At 66.2% G+C, this 17,444-nt stretch carries 13 protein-coding genes; 8 read left to right on the top strand and 5 right to left on the bottom strand.

The window, feature by feature from the left end:
* Positions 1 to 74 precede the first annotated feature (74 nt).
* Entirely contained in the window at positions 75 to 1,121 is a 1,047-nt protein-coding gene (locus tag AC59GX_RS07540) for a LacI family DNA-binding transcriptional regulator (protein ID WP_497301411.1), read from the bottom strand.
* Between the two features lie 261 nt (positions 1,122 to 1,382).
* Between AC59GX_RS07540 and AC59GX_RS07535 the strand changes: the two genes are divergently transcribed.
* The 3 genes from AC59GX_RS07535 (at position 1,383) to AC59GX_RS07525 (ending at position 6,466) form a co-directional block, all read left to right on the top strand.
* The gene (locus AC59GX_RS07535; protein ID WP_497301410.1) at positions 1,383 to 3,476 is read left to right on the top strand and encodes an alpha-L-arabinofuranosidase family protein; all 2,094 of its coding nucleotides are present in this window, start codon (positions 1,383 to 1,385) and stop codon (positions 3,474 to 3,476) included.
* A gap of 135 nt (positions 3,477 to 3,611) precedes the next feature.
* Positions 3,612 to 4,853 (top strand): MFS transporter, encoded by a 1,242-nt coding sequence (locus AC59GX_RS07530; protein WP_244187058.1) that lies wholly within the window; start codon positions 3,612 to 3,614, stop codon positions 4,851 to 4,853.
* A complete protein-coding gene (locus tag AC59GX_RS07525) occupies positions 4,850 to 6,466 on the top strand; it encodes a glycoside hydrolase family 43 protein (RefSeq protein ID WP_497301408.1) in 1,617 nt (538 codons plus the stop codon). Before AC59GX_RS07530 ends, AC59GX_RS07525 begins: the two co-directional genes overlap by 4 nt.
* Positions 6,467 to 6,519: 53 nt before the next feature.
* Here AC59GX_RS07525 and AC59GX_RS07520 read toward each other — a convergent pair whose 3' ends face one another.
* Positions 6,520 to 7,518: an LLM class flavin-dependent oxidoreductase gene (locus tag AC59GX_RS07520; RefSeq protein ID WP_426279724.1), complete on the bottom strand. Its 999-nt coding sequence runs from the start codon at positions 7,516 to 7,518 to the stop codon at positions 6,520 to 6,522.
* Between the two features lie 196 nt (positions 7,519 to 7,714).
* Positions 7,715 to 10,042 carry a S8 family peptidase gene (locus tag AC59GX_RS07515; RefSeq protein ID WP_426279723.1) on the bottom strand — a complete coding sequence of 776 codons (2,328 nt, stop codon included), beginning with the start codon at positions 10,040 to 10,042 and terminating at the stop codon, positions 7,715 to 7,717.
* Positions 10,043 to 10,178: 136 nt separating this feature from the next.
* Here AC59GX_RS07515 and AC59GX_RS07510 point away from each other — a divergent pair, with 136 nt between their 5' ends.
* The 5 genes from AC59GX_RS07510 (at position 10,179) to AC59GX_RS07490 (ending at position 15,600) form a co-directional block, all read left to right on the top strand.
* Complete coding sequence (locus AC59GX_RS07510; protein WP_426279722.1) at positions 10,179 to 10,856, top strand: pyrimidine 5'-nucleotidase; 678 nt, start codon at positions 10,179 to 10,181, stop codon at positions 10,854 to 10,856.
* A complete protein-coding gene (gene dapD / locus AC59GX_RS07505) occupies positions 10,853 to 11,671 on the top strand; it encodes a 2,3,4,5-tetrahydropyridine-2,6-dicarboxylate N-succinyltransferase (protein WP_093398760.1) in 819 nt (272 codons plus the stop codon). The genes AC59GX_RS07510 and dapD overlap by 4 nt, the downstream gene beginning before the upstream one ends.
* A 61-nt stretch (positions 11,672 to 11,732) precedes the next feature.
* Entirely contained in the window at positions 11,733 to 12,704 is a 972-nt protein-coding gene (gene glpX, locus AC59GX_RS07500; protein ID WP_056065803.1) for a class II fructose-bisphosphatase, read from the top strand.
* 263 nt (positions 12,705 to 12,967) lie between these two features.
* Positions 12,968 to 13,699 (top strand): CPBP family intramembrane glutamic endopeptidase, encoded by a 732-nt coding sequence (locus AC59GX_RS07495; protein ID WP_426279721.1) that lies wholly within the window; start codon positions 12,968 to 12,970, stop codon positions 13,697 to 13,699.
* A 50-nt stretch (positions 13,700 to 13,749) separates the two neighbouring features.
* Complete coding sequence (locus AC59GX_RS07490; protein WP_426279720.1) at positions 13,750 to 15,600, top strand: CocE/NonD family hydrolase; 1,851 nt, start codon at positions 13,750 to 13,752, stop codon at positions 15,598 to 15,600.
* Positions 15,601 to 15,672: 72 nt separating this feature from the next.
* Here AC59GX_RS07490 and AC59GX_RS07485 read toward each other — a convergent pair whose 3' ends face one another.
* Both AC59GX_RS07485 and AC59GX_RS07480 read right to left on the bottom strand, forming a co-directional pair.
* Entirely contained in the window at positions 15,673 to 16,434 is a 762-nt protein-coding gene (locus AC59GX_RS07485) for an ABC transporter permease (RefSeq protein ID WP_060526780.1), read from the bottom strand.
* A complete protein-coding gene (locus AC59GX_RS07480; RefSeq protein ID WP_497301406.1) occupies positions 16,431 to 17,360 on the bottom strand; it encodes an ABC transporter ATP-binding protein in 930 nt (309 codons plus the stop codon). The genes AC59GX_RS07485 and AC59GX_RS07480 overlap by 4 nt, the downstream gene beginning before the upstream one ends.
* Positions 17,361 to 17,444 lie beyond the last annotated feature (84 nt).

Genomic DNA, 17,444 nt, shown 5'->3' with positions numbered 1-17,444 from the left:
GTTGAGGAGTCAATACTCATACTATCGGTGGCGTGGAGTGAGGTCGTCGACGTCCGCAGAAACGGCGGATGGCGTTAAGGCGTGGCGTCGTCCTGTGGCGGCGACGTGGACTGTCGCTTGACGATTTCGTGGTCCAGCACCCGGTCGGCGCGCTTGGCGGGTGTTCTCGGCGGCGTGGCGATCTCCGCGACCAGAAGGCCGAGCGCTTCCGCGGCGAGTCGGCGGACCGGCTGATGTACCGTGGTCAGCGGCGGCCACAGCATCACGGCGGCGGTGGTATCGTCGAACCCGACGACCGTCAGTTCGCGGGGTACATCGAGCTGTCGCCGATGCGCGACCGACACGACGGCGGCGGCCATGTCGTCGTTGCTGGCGAAGATCGCGGTGGGGGGCGGATCGGCCTGGAGCAACTGGTCGCCGGCGGCGAGTCCCGAGGCAAAGCTGAAATCGCCCTGCGCGATCGTCGCACGAACGCCCGGATGTTCGCGCACCGCGGCATAGAAGCCGTCGAGCCGCTTGACACTGGCGACCTGGTCGGGGTTGCCGACGACGAACCCGAGCCGGCGATGACCCATCGCGATCAGCTCGCGCGTCATCTCGTACGCGGCGAGGCGATCGTCGATACGGACGCAGATCACGTTGTCGACATCGTGCGCGCCGACCGCCGCCACCGGCACGCGCGCCTTGCGCAACACGTCGAGGACCGCCGCGGATTCGCTTAACGGCGGCGCGCAGATCATGCCGGAGATGCCCGTTGCGACCAGATTTTCCAGCGCGGCGGGGCTCGGCGGACGACCGTCCTCGCCCTTCAGCAGGATCAGCCGTGCGCCGCGGATCGAGGCCTCCTCGAACACGCCGGTGAGGAAATCGCTCATGAACGCGGCGCTCGGGTTGGCGTAGATCACGCCGATCTTGAGTTCGGTGGACGTGACCAGGCTGCGCGCGGCGAGGTTCGGCGTGTAGCCCAGTGCGTCGATCGCATCCTGGACGCTGGCGCGGGTGGTCGGATCGACGCTGGCGCGGCCGTTGATGACGCGCGACACGGTCATCGGCGATACCCCGGCCTGCGCGGCGACATCGATGATCGTCGGGCTGCGCGAGCGCCGAGCGCGTTCCTTCACACCGATCCCTTCAACCCCGCCCGACGACCGTCACGTCGAGCCCCTCAATACGAACCATACACGTCGAAGCGACCTAGACCTTTGGCCCCGCGATGCAAGTTGGTCGGATCTCGACCAGAGTATGCCGACACGCCGAACGTCCATGTTGACGTTATCATTAGTCTGCGTAATCTATCTGGAAATGCGCTGCGACGTCGGAATCGAACCGGCGCGTCGCGATCATCGCCGGAATGGCGAGCACGCACAAAAGGGGAGAGGTCGATGAAACCGGTCGTCGCAGCGTTTGTCCTGTTTGCGGGTCAAGCCACGGTTTTCGTCTCGGCCGAGGCGCAACAGGCTCAGCCTGTTGCCGTCCGGATCGACGCAACGGCGCGATCTGCGGCCGTCACACCCTATGAATACGGCATGTTTATCGAACCGATCGGCGGACTCGTCGCGCGGACGCTGTGGGCAGAGATGCTCGACGACCGCAAATTCTATTACCCGATAGGTCCTGCGGCGAGCGACGCGCCGCCACCGGTCAATGCCGAAGGGCGGCCCGGTGTCGTCTACCGCAAATGGCGCCCGATCGGCGGCGACGCGGCCGTCAAGATGGACACGCAGCATCCGTACGTCGGCACGCAGAGCGCGCGGATCGCAGTGTCCCCCGACCATGTCACCGGCATCGGCCAAAGCGGGATCGAGGTCGTCCGCGACCGGCGGTATGTCGGCAAGCTCAGGCTGAGTGGCGAGCCAGGCGTGTCGGTGTCGGTGACGTTGGTCTGGGGCGATCGACCGCAGGACCGGCAGGTCGTGTCGTTGCCGACCCCGGGCGCGGACTGGAGCGAGGCCAGCTTTGCGTTCACGCCGACCGCGGCGGCGACCGATGCGCGGCTGGAGATCACTGGCACCGGCCACTCCACCGGTACGGCCGTTTTTCGGGTCGGCGTGGTGTCGCTGATGCCGGCGGACAACGTCAATGGCTGGCGTGCGGATACGACCGCGATCGCGAAGTCGCTGAACTCGGGCTTCTGGCGCCTGCCTGGCGGAAACTTCCTGTCCGACTGGGACTGGCACGAGGCGATCGGGCCCCGCGATGCACGCCCGCCGATGTTCGATCACGCCTGGAGCGCGATGCAGCCGAACGATCTCGGCATGGACGAATGGATGGACCTGACGCGTATCCTGGGCGTCGAACCCTATGTTACGGTCAATGCCGGGCTGGGCGATGCGAACTCGGCGGCGGAGGAAGTCGAATATCTCAACGGTGCGGCGACCTCCGAATGGGGCGCCAAGCGGGCGGCGAACGGTCATCCCGAGCCATATCGCGTCAAATGGTGGAACATCGGCAACGAACCGTTCGGCTGGTGGCAGATCGGCAAGACCTCGCTCGATTACTTCATGATCAAGCACAACGAATTCGCGAAGGCGATGCGCGCGAAGGACCCTTCGATAACGCTGATCGCATCGGGCGCGATGCCCGACCAGTTGCATCCGAAGGGCGTGCAACAGAACTCGTCGATCGAGAGCATCCAGGCGAAGTTCGGTACCGAGGAGGACTGGACCGGCGGCTTCTTCGCCAAGGCATGGGGTAATTTCGACGGCATCACCGAGCATTGGTATGATCGCGCGGAGAAGCGACCCGAAGCGCCGGCCGCCGACGAGCTTATCGAGTTCGTCCGTTCGCCCTCGAACCATGTCCGCATGGAAGCGGAGGAATGGGCGATCTACGAGACGAAGTTCCCCAAGATCCGCGCTGCCAAGACGTTCCTGTCGATCGACGAATACGCGTACATGGCGGGGCCGCCGACGCTGAAATCCTCGCTGGCTTATGCGATGGTATTCCAGGAGATGCTCCGCCACACCGATTTCCTGACGATGTCGGCGTTCACGACCGGCGTGTCGACGATGGACATCTCGCCATCCGCCGCGACCCTCAACGCCACTGGCACCGTGTTCAAACTGTACGGCGAGCATTTCGGCGCCGGGACGGTTCCGCTGAAAGTCGATGGCGATGTACCGCAACCAGAGCCGAAGTATCCGGTCGGCCATGCGCATCCCAAGGTGCGCGCGGGCAGCCCGACCTATCCGCTCGACGTGATCGCGGGACTGTCGCCGGACGGCACCAAACTGCGCCTCGCAGTGGTGAACGCGACGTTCCAGCCGCAGCGACTGAACCTTGCGCTTTCCGGCATGAGGCTGCGCGGCGGCGGCAGGCGCTGGGTCATGACCGGCAAGACGGTGGAGGCGGCGAACACCATTGCGTCCCCGAATGGCGTGACGATCGTCGAAAGCAAGGTGGCGGAGACACGCACCGTGATGGTACCGGCGATCTCCGCGGCGATCTACGAATTGCCGATCGCGGCGGCGCACTGAGCCGGACCGCGACCGCGCCGCGCGTGGCTACAGTTGCTCTCGACCGCATTTCGACGCGTTTTTGCAGCAGCAATGCTTGCCTAAGACGAGCGTCGGCGGCTACCACGCGATGATAACGTTACCGAGGGGGTGAGGGTGCGGCGCTTCAGGAATATCCGCTGGACCATCATCGGCCTGTTCGTGGTGGCGATGGTCATCAACTATCTCGCGCGCAGCGTGCTCGGCGTCGCGGCGCCGGCGATCATGGCCGAGCAGCATATCAGCGCCGCCGAATATTCCTGGATCACCGGCGCATTCCAGATCGGCATCATGTTCCAGCCGCTCGCCGGCTATGTGCTCGACGTCGTAGGGCTGAAGATCGGCTTCACGCTGTTCGTCGCGATCTGGTCGCTGATCACGATGGCGCATGGACTGGCGACGGGCTGGATGGGGTTTGCCGGCCTGCGCGGCGCGCTGGGGTTGGTCGAGGGATCGGCGCAGCCGGCGGGTATGAAGCTGGTCGCCGAATGGTTTCCGGCCCGCGAGCGCGGCGTCGCGGGCGGCATCTATCAGATCGGAGCCTCGTTCGGCGCGGTGTTCGCGCCGCCGCTGGTGGCCTGGGCGGTGCTCAACCATAGCTGGCGGGCGGCCTTCTTCATCGCCGGCGCGCTCGGGCTGGTGTGGGTGATCGCCTGGCTGTTCTGGTATGCGCCGCCCGCAAAACATCGTCGACTGTCGCCGGCGGAACGCACGCTGATCGTCGAAGGACAGGAGGCATCGCTCGCCACGCATCGCAAGCGTCCGCCGCTCGGCGAACTGCTGCGGCGTCGTAACCTGTGGGCGATCGCGGCGGCGCGGTTCCTCGCCGATCCGGTGTGGGGCATGCTGTCGTTCTGGATGCCGCTATACCTCGTGCAGGTGCGCCATTTCGATCTCGGCCAGATCGCGATGTTCGCGTGGCTGCCGTTCCTGGCGGCGGACCTCGGATGCTTGTTCGGGCCGATCGTGGTGGCGTGGCTGCAACGGCGCGGGGTCGACCTGATCGATGCGCGGCGTGGCGCCTTCACGGTGGGTGCGGTGCTGATGACGGGGATGATGTTCGTCGGCACGGTGACCAGCCCGATCGCGGCGATCGCACTGCTGTGCCTTGGCGGCTTTGCGCACCAGACGCTGTCGGTGACGGTCATCACGCTGTCGTCGGACCTGTTCCCGCAGGACCAGGTCGCGACCGCGACGGGTATGTCGGGCACCGCCGCCAATCTCGGCGTCCTGATCTTCACGCTGGTGCTCGGCTCGATGGTCGCGGAGGTCGGCTACCAGCCGTTCTTCATTCTGCTCGGACTGCTCGACCTGGTCGGCGCCGCACTCCTCTGGGTCCTGATACGAAAGCCCGCATGACTATTCGCAACCCGATCCTTCCCGGCTTCAATCCGGACCCGTCGATCGTCCGCGTCGGCGACGATTATTACGTCGCAACCTCGACCTTCGAATGGTATCCGGGCGTCCAGATCCACCATTCGCGCGACCTCGCGAACTGGCGGCTGGCAGCGCGGCCGCTCAACCGCGCGAGCCAGCTGGACATGCGCGGCAACCCGGATTCGTGCGGAGTATGGGCGCCGGACCTGAGCCATGCGAACGGCCGGTTCCACCTGATCTACACCGACGTGAAGCGCTACGGCCAGACCACGATCGACGGTGCGCGCGGGGCGTCGCTGCGCGATTTCCATAATTACTGGGTCACGGCGGAGCATATCGACGGGCCGTGGTCCGATCCCGTCCATCTCAACAGCAGCGGCTTCGACCCGGCGCTGTTCCACGACGATGACGGGCGGAGCTGGCTGCTCAACATGCTGTGGGACCACCGGCCGGGCGGGCGTCGCTTTGCCGGGATCGTCGCGCAGGAGATCGACCTCGCGACGGGCGACATGCTCGGCGACCGTCGCATGATCTTCGAGGGCACGTCGCTTGGCTTCACCGAGGGCCCGCACCTCTACAAGCGCGACGACTGGTATCACCTGCTGGTCGCGGAAGGCGGCACCGAGCGCAACCATGCCGTCGTGATGGCGCGGGCACGGTCGCTGTTCGGCCCGTATGAGGTGCATCCGGATGGCCCGGTACTGACCGCGGCGGGCAAGCAGGGCGTACAGTTGCAGCGGACAGGGCACGGCGATCTGGTCGAGACGCCGACCGGCGAAACCTGGATGGTGTATCTATGCGGGCGGCCGCTGCCCGTCAGTGATCGGTGCGTGTTGGGCCGCGAGACCGCGATCCAACCGATGCGATGGGGCGAGGATGGCTGGCTGCGGACGCTTGACGGCGACGCGAGTCCCGCGCTGGTCGTGGAGGATGGCACGGCGTCAGCCGCGCCCGAACCGCGACGCGAGCGCAGCGTGTTCGATACCGCGACGTTGCCCGAGGCTTTCCAGTGGCTGCGTACTCCGGATGCCGACCGGTTGTTCAGCCTGACCGCGCGGCCCGGTTATCTGCGCCTCTACGGCCGCGAGACGATCGGCAGCCACTTCACGCAGTCGCTGGTCGCGCGCCGGCAGCAGGCGTTCGCCTACGCCGCCGAGACGCTCGTGACGTTCGAACCGCGTCACTTCCAGCAGGCGGCGGGGCTGGTCTGCTACTATAATTCGACGAAGTTCCATTATCTGCACGTCACCGCCGACGACGATGGCCGGCGCGTGCTGCAGGTACTGTCGGCGATCCCGACCCCGCTCGGCAGCAGCGTGATCACCCAGCCGATCGCGATCGACGCGGGACCGATCGGACTGCGGGTCGAGGTGGATCACGAAAGCCTTCGCTTCGGATACCGGTGTGCGGGATCGAGCGCGTGGACCTGGCTAGCCGAACGGTTCAACGCGAGTATCCTGTCGGACGAGGCGACCCTGCCGGGCCTGCCCAACTTCACCGGTGCCTTTGTCGGGGTGGCCTGCCAGGATATGTCGGGCGCAGGTGAACCGGCCGATTTCAGCTATTTCGAGTATGTCGAAGCCGGCGGCGACTGAGCGGACTGAACGCGGCGTCGATCCGCGTTCAGTCCGTGACCACTAGCCCAGCCTTATGCCGCGATCTTCAAGTCCTGCATCACGTCGGCGGTGATCGAGAGGCTCCGCTTGCGGGCTTCGTGGTCGTAGATCGCGCTGGTCACCATGACCTCGTCGACGCCGGTCCGCTCGACGAACGCCGCGATGCCGCGGGCGACCTTGGCCGGGCTGCCGACCGCCGAGCATTGCAGGACGTGGTCGAGGATCTGGTTGCCCTGCGCGCCGAGCGACTCGCGGTAGCCGGCGAGGGGGGGCTTCATCTTTCCGGGGTTGCCGGTGCGCAGTGCAACGAACGACTGCTGCTGCGAGGTGGCGAGCAGTTCGGCTTCCGCATCGGTGTCGGCTGCGAAGACGTTGAAGCCGGCCATGACGTGGGGCTTGGCGAGGCGTGCCGAGGGGCGGAAATCGCGGCGGTAGATTGCGAGCGCGGCATCGAGCGCATCGGGGGCGAAGTGCGAGGCGAACGCGTAGGGGAGGCCAAGCGCGGCCGCCAACTGCGCGCCGAACGTGCTGGAGCCAAGGATCCACATCTCGACGTCCGCGCCTGCGCCCGGGGTCGCGACGATGCCGGTCTGGCCGTCGTTGGCGAAGTAGCTTTGCAGCTCCATCACGTCCTGCGGGAAGGCGTTGGCGTCGGTTTCCAGCGTGCGGCGCATCGCGCGCGCGACGCGTTGGTCGGAACCGGGTGCGCGGCCGAGGCCGAGATCGATGCGGCCTGGGAAGAGCGCGTCGAGCGTGCCGAACTGCTCGGCGATCACCAGCGGAGCGTGGTTGGGGAGCATGATGCCGCCCGAGCCTACGCGGATGGTCTTCGTGGCGGCGGCGATGTGCGCGATCACGACGGCGGTCGCGGCCGACGCGATGCCGGTCATGCCGTGATGTTCGGCGACCCAGTAGCGCTGGAACCCGACGCTCTCGGCGTGCCGCGCGAGGTCGGCCGCGTTGGCGAGCGATTGGGAGACGGTGCCGCCTTCGATGACGGGGACCAGATCGAGCAGGGAATAGCGTGTCATGCGGCAGAGATAGGTACCGAGCGGTAGCTTATCCAGCTTTTTGATGAATTGACCTATAATCCTCCCCCGCAAGGGGGAGGTGGCGCCGAAGGCGACGGAGGGGGAGGACACGGAGCAGAGGTTTCCCTTTCCTCCCCCTCCGTCTGGCAAGCGCCAGCCACCTCCCCCTGGCGGGGGAGGATCGCCGCTGCTTTCCTCAGAAGCCCAGGCTGTAGCGCATCGCCATGCCGTAATCGTTCGGCAACGCCGCGAAATTGCCCGGGTCGCGGCGGAAGAACAGGTTCGTATCCAGGCCGCCGCCGAGGGCGGGGACGCCGTAGCGTAGTTCTACGTCGAGTTCGCGGCCTTGCGGGGCGAGGTTGAGGCGTTGGGTGGTCCAGTTGGTGACGGTACCGGACGTGTAATCGTAATAGGTCGGGAGGCCGAGGTCGATGCCGCCGCGCGCGACCCGCAACGGTTGCGCGACGCGGAGGCCGAGCGTGTCATGGCCGAACACACCGTCCTTGCCGATGTCTGCCGCGAAGGCGTTAGTGCGGACGAGGCCGTCGCCGCTGAGACCGCCGCGTACCGCCGCGCGGGTTCGGCCCTGGCGCATCGATCCGCCGATGCTCCAGCCGCTCCCCGCATCGAACCGCGCCTTGGTGTCCACGAACCACGTTGCGGCGCGCGTCCCGCCGAGGGCTGCGTCGAAGCGCGCGCCGAGGACGGTGTCGCGCTCGTCCATCCGCGTCGCGGCGACCATCGTCGAGAGCGCGCCGAAGCGTCGGTCGACTGCAAGCGAGACGCGATTGTAGCCCGAGCGTTGCCAGCGGTCGCGCAGGCGAAGGTCGCTGTCACGCTGCGTCACGACGTCGCCATTCTCGATTCCGAAGGTGAAGCCGAACCCGCCGAAGCTCTGCCGCATCGCGCTCGATGCCCGCGTGGTGCTGTCGAAGCCTATGCCGCCGGGGTTGGCGATCAGGAAGGCGGGTTCGGACTGGCCCGACAACTGCGCACTGAGCGCGCTCGATCCTTGTGCGAAGCCGAACCCGAACGACAGCGTGCTGCCGAGCTTCTGCGTCACCATCCCGGCGATCGCGCGCGCGCTGATCGCGTCGGAGCTCGACAACGAGGTGCGATCGAGCGCGATGTCGCCGTTCGCGCGCGGTGCGAGCGTCATCGAGACGGTCATGCCGCCCTGCGCCAAAGCGACCGTGCGGAATCGTGACTGGAGCGCGCTGCCGAGCGAGCGTTCGGGGCTGCGGCGCGCGATCGTCTTGGCGAGGTCGATCGCGAACGCGCGGCTGTAGCCGTCGAGGATCACCGCGCCGAGTTCGCCTTGGGTTGCGTCGCCCATCGGCGCGGACAGGCTGGCGTTGCTGATCGTAGACACGACCGCTTTCGATCCCGCGATCGAGGTCGTGCCGAGGGGCTGGAATGCGCGCGTCAGGTCGAGCACGCCATTACCGTAGACCGCGTCGACTCCGGGCGCGCCGGCATCGCGCGCGCTGCGAAACAGGATGTCGACGATCTGCGCGCCGGTCAGGTTGGGGAAGGCCTGCGCCAGCAACGCCACCGCGCCGGAAATCTGCGGCGCGGCGAACGACGTGCCCGACCAGAGATAGGCGGTGTCGGTCGCGTCGGGCGCACGGACGCTTTCGCCGACCGCGGTGAGGAAGTGCGCGGCGCCGGTGCCCGCGCGGTCGCTGAAGGTGGAGATTCCGTCGCTCGCGCCGACCGAGCCGGCGATGATCACCTGGTTGCGGCCCTGCGCTTCGCCAGCGACGTTGGTGAACGGATCGGGGTTGACCGAACCGTCATTGCCCGCGGCGATTACGACGACCAGCCCGGCAGCAGTCGCGCGGCCGATCGCATCCTTCAAGCTCTGCGGCATCTCGGAGCCGCCGAGCGAGATGTTGACGACCTTCGCACCGGCCGTGCGGGCCGCATCGACCCCGCGGGTGATCGCGTCGGTGCCGAACTTGCAGCCCGAATCGTCGTCGTCCTTGCTCGCGGTGGCGCAAGTACCGGGGCGGTCGGCGCGGAGGACGATCAGCGTTGCGTCGAACGCCACGCCGTGCGAGCCCGCGCCATTCCTACGGCCCGCCAGCGTGAAGGCGACCGCGGTGCCGTGGCCGCCTTCGTCGTCAATCGAGCTATTGCCGGCGACGTCCTGCGAGGCGGACGAAACGCGGGTGCCGAACTCCTGGCTTTGCAGGTCGATGCCGCTGTCGATCACGCCAACGCCGATCCCCCTGCCGGTCGCGCCGACATTGTAGGCGGCCAGCGCGTTCATCGAGACCGCGCCGACGGTCGCACGATATTCGCTGGTGTCGTTGCTGGACGGTGTCGGGGTCGGGGTCGGCGCGGGAGTCGGAGCAGGGGAGGGCGCTGGTGTCGGAAGCGGTGTCGGCGTCGGGGTGGAAACCGTGGGAGGGGCCGGCGTGCTGTTGATGCCACCACCGCCGCCGCCTCCACAGGCGGCGAGGAGCAGGCCACTTGCCACCGCCGCCGTTCTCAGCAGCCCCGCCTTCGTGCCGCGCATTCATCCCGCCCTTTTGTGATTTTCCGTAACATACTGGAATGCAAAGCCTTACGCGATCGTAAACATCGGTCCTGAAGGTCGGCAGTGTCGCACCCCGCTTGTCGCCGCGTGTCGCGGTCCGTAGAGGTTCCGGCCGATGCTTGCCCGCCTTGACCCCCGCCTCGACCATGTCCGCAACTGGATCTTCGATCTCGACAACACGCTGTACCCGGCGAGCGCGGACCTGTTCGCGCAGGTCGATGCGCGGATGACCGGGTTCATCCAGGACCTCCTCGGGTTGGAGCATGACGAGGCGCGGCGCGTGCAAAAGGGGTATTTCCACAATCACGGCACGACGCTGTCGGGGCTGATGGCCGAGCATCAGGTCGATCCGCATGCGTTCCTGGCGCATGTCCACGACATCGAGATGGACGTGATCGAGCATGACGCACCGCTGGTCGCCGCGATCGCCAAGCTGCCGGGGCGCAAGCTCGTCTTCACCAATGGCGATACGCCGTATGCGACGCGGATCCTGGAGCGGCTCGGGCTGAGCGAGAGCTTCGAGGCGATCCACGACATCCATGCGATGAACTTGATGCCGAAGCCGCATGCGTCGGCCTATGCCGGGTTCTGCGCGGCGTTCGACATCGATCCGCGGGAGTCGCTGTTCGCGGACGACATGGCGCGCAACCTGACGCCGGCCAAGGCGATCGGGATGACCACCGTGTGGATCGACAACGGCTCCGAGCAGTCGCCCGATGCGGCGCGCGATCACATCGATTTTACCGTGCCGGTGCTTGCGCCGTGGCTCGAAACCATCCTGGAGACATCATGACCTTGCAGACCATCATCGACGCCGCCTGGGACGATCGCGCCAACCTCGGCCTGGATACCAAGGGCGAAGTGCGCGACGCCGTCGAGTCCGCGCTGGCGATGCTGGATGCCGGCACCGCGCGCGTTGCCGAGCCGACCGCGGATGGCTGGCAGGTCAACCAGTGGTTGAAGAAGGCGGTGCTGCTGTCGTTTCGCCTCAACGACAATGTCGTGATCGACGGCGGTTCGGCGGGGTCCCCGGGGTTCGACAAGGTGCCGTCGAAGTTCTCGAGCTGGGGTGAAGCGGAGTTCCGTTCGGCGGGCATCCGCGTCGTTCCCGGTGCGGTCGCTCGCCGCGGGAGCTTCATCGCCAAGGGTGCGATCCTGATGCCGAGCTTCGTCAACATCGGCGCGTATGTCGGCGAGGGGACGATGGTCGACGCCTGGGCGACGGTCGGGTCGTGCGCGCAGATCGGCAAGAACGTGCATCTGTCGGGCGGCGCCGGGATCGGTGGCGTGCTCGAGCCGTTGCAGGCCGACCCCGTCATCATCGGCGATGGCGCCTTCATCGGCGCGCGTGCGGAAGTGGCCGAGGGCGTCCGCGTCGGCGAGGGTGCAGTGCTGTCGATGGGCGTGTATCTGGGCGCCTCGACCAAGATCATCGACCGCGCGACCGGCGAAGTGTTCAAGGGCGAAGTGCCGCCCTATTCCGTCGTCGTGCCGGGCTCGATCGGTGGCGGGGACGGCAAGCCGGCCTTGTACTGCGCGGTGATCGTCAAGCGTGTCGATGCGCAAACTCGTTCCAAAACCTCGATCAACGACCTGCTGAGGGACTGATCGGGTCGACAACCGGATGGCCGCTGCCTATCCGGGATGAAACATACCGAGGAGAAATATTTTGACCGCTGCCGCCAGCCAGGTTCTCGACCGCGTTCTCGTCCTCGAAATGGTCCGCGTGACCGAAGCTGCGGCGATCGCCGCGTCCACGCTCGTCGGGCGCGGCGACGAGAAGGCAGCCGATGCAGCGGCGGTCGAGGCGATGCGCGAGGCGCTCAACTCGCTGTACATGGACGGCACCGTCGTGATCGGCGAGGGCGAGCGCGACGAGGCGCCGATGCTGTTCATCGGCGAAAAGGTCGGCTCCGCGATCGGCAAGGGCCCGAAGATCGACATCGCGCTCGATCCGCTCGAAGGCACGACGATCTGCGCGACCGCGGGGCCGAACAGCCTTGCCGTGCTGGCGATCGCTGAAGAGGGTGGGCTGCTCAACGCGCCCGACGTCTACATGGACAAGATCGCGGTCGGGCCGGGTTATCCCGAGGGCATCATCGATCTCGACAAGACGCCGACCGAGAACATCAACGCGGTCGCCGCTGCCAAGGGCGTGCCGGCGCGCGACCTGATCGTGTGCGTGCTCGATCGGCCGCGTCACGAGGCGCTGATCGCCGAACTGCGTCAGGTCGGCTGCGGGATCATGCTGATCGGTGACGGCGACGTCGCCGGCGTGATCGCGACGTCCGATCCCGAGACGACCGTCGACGTGTACATGGGTTCGGGTGGTGCTCCCGAGGGCGTGCTGGCGTGTGCGGCGCTGCGCTGCGTCGGTGGGCAGTTCAAGGGACGGTTGTTGTTCCGCAACGACGACGAGCGCGGGCGTGCGGCGAAGTGGGGGATTACGGATCTCGACAAGCAGTATGACCTTTCGGAACTGGCGAAGGGCGACTGCATCTTTGCGGCGACCGGGGTTACGGATGGGTCGCTCCTGGCTGGCGTGAAGCGGAAGAAGGGCAAGATGACGACGGAGAGCGTTGTGATGCGCGCGTCGTCGGGGACGGTGCGTTGGGTCAAGGGCGAGCATCGCACCGATTGATTCGATACTGCGCTGACCAGCAGCTCAGCACCTCCCCGGCGGAGGCCGGGGCCCAGGTGGGAAGGTCGGAGTAACGGAGCGTTGTCCGTAATCAGCAACGTCCCCCAACTGGGCCCCGGCCTTCGCCGGGGTGGAGCGCCGGGTGAGGGTGGTGAACAAACCACCATGTGTCCCCGCGAAGGCGGGGACCCAGACTGGGCTCCCGCCTTTGCGGGAGAACATAAAGGCCGAGCGGTGGAACGCAGGAGGAGCGAAGTGTCGGCATGATCCTGCCCAACGTCCTCCTCCTCGTCACGATCATGAGCCTGGTCTGGTTCCTCAAGGGCGACCTCCTCGGCTACCGCCGTATCAAGCGCCTCCCCGACACCGCGTCGCGCCAGAAGACCTACCGCCTGTGGATCGCCAAGGCCGCGATCGCCTTCGTCCTGCCGGCAGTGATCGGCCTAGCCTTGCTGGGGCGCCTCGACGCGCTCGTCACCGTGCCGCCCGAGTTCGCTGCGCTCCGCACGCTCCTTCCCAGCTTCGAAGGCTACAGCCGCGCGGAACTGCTCGGGATGATCGGCGGCAGCGCGCTCGGTGGCCTGATCATCGGCGCGGTGCTTGCGACGCGGCGTAACTGGCGTATCCTCAAGACGATCGGCAATGTCGGCTCGCTGCTCCCGCGCAACCGGCCTGAGATCGCGCACGCCGTCGCCATGTCGATCGCGGCGGGCATCTCAGAGGAGCTCGCCTTCCGCCTGTTCCTGCCGCTGCTGGTCGCGCTCGTCTCCGGTAGCGCGTTCGTCGCGTTCGGTGTCGCGGTCGCGGCTTTCGGCGCGATGCATGTGTATCAGGGGCGGGCGGGCGTGATCGCGACCACGCTCGTCGGCGCGCTGATGGCGGCAGTGTATCTGATGACCGGGGAGCTGTGGCTGGCGATGGTCCTGCACGCGCTGATCGATCTCAACTCGCTGGTATTGCGGCCGATACTGACCGGAGCGTGGCGCGCGGCTTGACTTCGCGCGTGTGGATTTGTCCAATCGCGCAAACGTTCAAGGGGAAGAAAATGTCGCGCCACGCCCTCCTGCTCGCGCTCGCGGTCATGACCACGGTCCCTGCCGCCACGCTCGCGCAGACCGCGCCGCAAACCGTTACCCAGTCGCCTTTCACGTTCGAAGAGGTGATGGTGCCAATGCGCGACGGGGCGAAGTTGCAGACGGTCATCATGCGGCCGCGCGGGATGACCGGGCCGCTGCCGATCCTGCTCCAGCGAACGCCCTACGGCGTGCCGGATGCGCCGTTTCCCACCGCCGATCGCTTCGCGCCGTTGATGAAGGACGGCTATGTCTTCGTTGTCCAATCGATGCGCGGGCGATTCAAGTCGGATGGCGTATTCACGCTCTCAACCGCAGTCCACCCGGGTGATCCTAAAGCGGTCGATGAGGCGACGGATGCGTACGACACCGTCGGCTGGCTGGTGAAGAACGTTCCTGCCAACAACGGCAAGGTCGGCATGTGGGGCGTGTCGTACCCCGGTTTCGCCGCCGCCGTCGCGCTGGCGAATCCGCATCCCGCGCTGAAGGCGGTGTCTCCGCAGGCGGCGTGGATCGATTACTGGCAGTCGGACGATCTCCACCGCAACGGCGCGCTGCGGTTGAGCTATGCGACCGACTGGGTGTCGTCGTTGCAACTCGACAAGACGAAGAATTCCGACTTCGTGTATCCGAGCGATACCTACAACTATTTCCTCAAGGCTGGCTCGGCGGAGGCGATCGACCGGACCGTGTTCAAGGGGCGGGTGCCGATGTTCACGTCGCTGCTCGATCATCCCAATCATGATGCGTTCTATACTGCGCAACGCTGGACCGATTCGCTCGGCAAGACGACGGTGCCGACGCTGAACGTCGCCGGGTTCTGGGATCAGGAGGATCCATGGGGCTCGTGGCAGATCTACGCCAAGCAAAAACGCAACGATCCGAACCATCTGGCGCAGATGGTGGCGGGGCCGTGGCGGCACGGCGGGTGGCAGGGCGTGGCGGATCATCTCGGGCCGATCCCGCTTGGCACGGCGAGTGGCACGCAGTTTCAGGAGCAGATCCAGGCGCCGTTTTTCGCATACTGGCTGCACGGCAAAGGGCCGCGGCCGGACTTTGCGGCGAAGATGTTCCAGTCGGGCTCGAACGTTTGGAAGACCTATGCTGCCTGGCCTCCGACTGGTGCGAAGGCGACCGAGCTGTATTTGCATGCGGACGGCAGCCTGTCGTTCACCGCGCCGGCGGCGGGCGAGGGGTGTCGCGATTACGTGTCCGATCCGGCGAACCCGGTGCCGTTCCGCCGGCGACCGATGTCGGCGACCTATGCCAGCCCGGACTGGGCGTGGTGGGAGGCGGACGACCAGCGCTTCGTCGATCACCGGCCCGATGTGCTGGGATATGTGTCGGAGCCTCTGACTGCCGACCTGACCGTGACGGGAGGACTGTCGGCGACGTTGCAGGCGTCGACCAGCGGGACGGACAGCGATTTCGTGGTGAAGCTGATCGATGTGCTGCCCGACGATACCGAGGCGTTCGACAAGTCTCAGGCCCGGCCTGGCGATTACGCGAAGACGTTGAACGGGTATCAGTTGCCGATTGCGATGGAGGTGCGGCGCGGACGGTTCCTCGCGAGCGATACGACGCCGCAGCCGTTGGTGCCGGGCAAGGTGGTCGCGTGGGACGTGCCGCTGCGCGACCATGACCATGTGTTCAAGGCGGGGCACCGGATCATGGTGCAGATCCAGTCGAGTTGGTTCCCGATGATCGACCGCAACCCGCAGTCGTTCGTGCCGAACATCGGGCGGACGAAACCGAGCGATTACGTGAAGGCGACGCAGAAGGTTTGTGCGGGCTCGCGGGTGACGTTGCCGGTAATGCGGTAAGAAGCTTGTTCTCCCGCGAAAGCGGGAGCCCAGACTGGGTCCCCGCCTTCGCGGGGAAACATGGTTCTTCGGTTAGTTCTTCATCCGCCAGCCGGTCTTGAAGATCCAGGCGATCGCGATCAGGCATGCCGCGAGGAAGCCGGCCGTCACCGCGAGGCTCACACCGACCGCGACGTCGCCGACCCCGAAGAAGCTCCAGCGGAAGCCGCTCACCAGGTAGACGACCGGGTTGAACAAGCTGAACGTCCGCCACGGCTGGGGCAGCATGTCGATCGAGTAGAACGCACCGCCGAGGAAGGTCAGCGGCGTGATCAGCAGCGCGGGAACGAAATTCAGCTGCTCGAAGCCGTTGGCCCACACGCCGATGATGAACCCGAACAGGCTGAACGCGACCGCGGTCAGGATCAGGAACGCGATCATCGCGAACGGGTGCTCGATCCGCAGCGGCACGAAGAACGACGCGGTGGCGAGGATGATCAGCCCGAGGATCACCGACTTGGTGGTCGCGGCGCCGACATAGCCGATCACCATCTCCATCGCCGACACGGGCGCCGACAACAGCTCGTAGATCGTGCCGGTGAACTTGGGAAAGTAGATGCCGATCGATGCGTTCGAAATGCTCTGCGTGAGCAGCGACAGCATGATCAGGCCGGGGACGATGAAGCTGCCGTAACCGACGCCGCCGACCTGCTGCATCCGGCTGCCGATCGCGCCGCCGAAGACGATGAAATACAGCGAGGTGGTGAGAACGGGCGTGACGAGGCTCTGCCACAGGGTGCGCAATGCGCGCGCCATTTCGAAGCGGTAGATCGCCCAAATACCGTGAGTGTTCATGCGCGTTCCCCCACCAGGTCGACAAAGATGTCTTCGAGGCTCGATTTGCTGGTTTCGAGGTCCTTGAAGCCGATGCCGAGCTCGCTGAGCTTGCGTAGCAGCGAGGGGATGCCGGTGTGGTCCGCCTGTGCGTCGAACACGTAGCGGAGGCGTTTGCCGTCGTCTTCCAGTGACACATCCCAGTCGGCAAGGTCCGCGGGAAGCGCCGTCATCGGGTCCTGGAGCGCGATGTCGAGTTCGCGCTTGCCGAGCTTCTTCATCAGCGACGCCTTGTCGTCGACGAGGAGCAGCTTGCCCTTGTCGATGACGCCGACGCGGTCGGCCATTTCCTCGGCTTCCTCGATGTAGTGCGTTGTCAGGATGATCGTCGTGCCGCCTTCGCGCAGGCGGTGGACGAGCTTCCACATGTCGCGGCGCAGCGCCACGTCGACGCCCGCGGTGGGTTCGTCGAGGAACAGGATTTCGGGTTCGTGCGCGAGGGCTTTCGCAATCAGCACGCGGCGCTTCATCCCACCGGAGAGTTCGCGGATCTTCGCGTCGCGCTTGTCCCAGAGCGAGAGGTCGCGGAGCACCTGTTCGATGTATGCGCTGTGGCCCGAGCGGCCGAACAGGCGGCGGCTGAAGGTGACGGTGGCGAGCACCGTCTCGAACATGTCGACGTTGAGTTCCTGCGGCACTAGTCCGATCCGACTGCGCGCCTGCTTATAGTCGCGGATCGCGTCGTAGCCGGCGACCTTGATCGTGCCGGCGGACGGCGTGACGATGCCGCAGATGATGCTGATGAGCGTCGTCTTGCCGGCGCCGTTGGGGCCGAGGAGGGCGAAGATCTCGCCTTTCTGGATGTCGAGGTCGACGGGGTGGAGGGCCGTGGTGCCGCTCTTGTAGGTCTTGGTGACGCCCGCGATGGACAGGATCGGTTCGGTCATTGGCACCCCTTTTTGTGAGGGGAAGATGGGGGTGGCGGGACGTGAATGATAGGTCTTCCCTCCTCTTCTTGTTCTCCCGCGAAG

It is taken from the genome of Sphingomonas sp. 320_CC, assembly GCF_059691795.1.
The sequence above is the reverse complement of the archived record's forward strand: the minus strand, read 5'-3'. Positions and strand labels throughout refer to the sequence as shown.

Coding starts and splice junctions, on each gene's coding strand:
- AC59GX_RS07535 (WP_497301410.1), top strand. CDS start 1,383: ATGAAACCGGTCGTCGCAGCGTTTGTCCTGTTTGCGGGTCAAGCCACG.
- AC59GX_RS07525 (WP_497301408.1), top strand. CDS start 4,850: ATGACTATTCGCAACCCGATCCTTCCCGGCTTCAATCCGGACCCGTCG.
- AC59GX_RS07520 (WP_426279724.1), bottom strand. CDS start 7,518: ATGACACGCTATTCCCTGCTCGATCTGGTCCCCGTCATCGAAGGCGGC.
- AC59GX_RS07515 (WP_426279723.1), bottom strand. CDS start 10,042: ATGCGCGGCACGAAGGCGGGGCTGCTGAGAACGGCGGCGGTGGCAAGT.
- AC59GX_RS07510 (WP_426279722.1), top strand. CDS start 10,179: ATGCTTGCCCGCCTTGACCCCCGCCTCGACCATGTCCGCAACTGGATC.
- dapD (WP_093398760.1), top strand. CDS start 10,853: ATGACCTTGCAGACCATCATCGACGCCGCCTGGGACGATCGCGCCAAC.
- AC59GX_RS07495 (WP_426279721.1), top strand. CDS start 12,968: ATGATCCTGCCCAACGTCCTCCTCCTCGTCACGATCATGAGCCTGGTC.
- AC59GX_RS07490 (WP_426279720.1), top strand. CDS start 13,750: ATGTCGCGCCACGCCCTCCTGCTCGCGCTCGCGGTCATGACCACGGTC.
- AC59GX_RS07485 (WP_060526780.1), bottom strand. CDS start 16,434: ATGAACACTCACGGTATTTGGGCGATCTACCGCTTCGAAATGGCGCGC.
- AC59GX_RS07480 (WP_497301406.1), bottom strand. CDS start 17,360: ATGACCGAACCGATCCTGTCCATCGCGGGCGTCACCAAGACCTACAAG.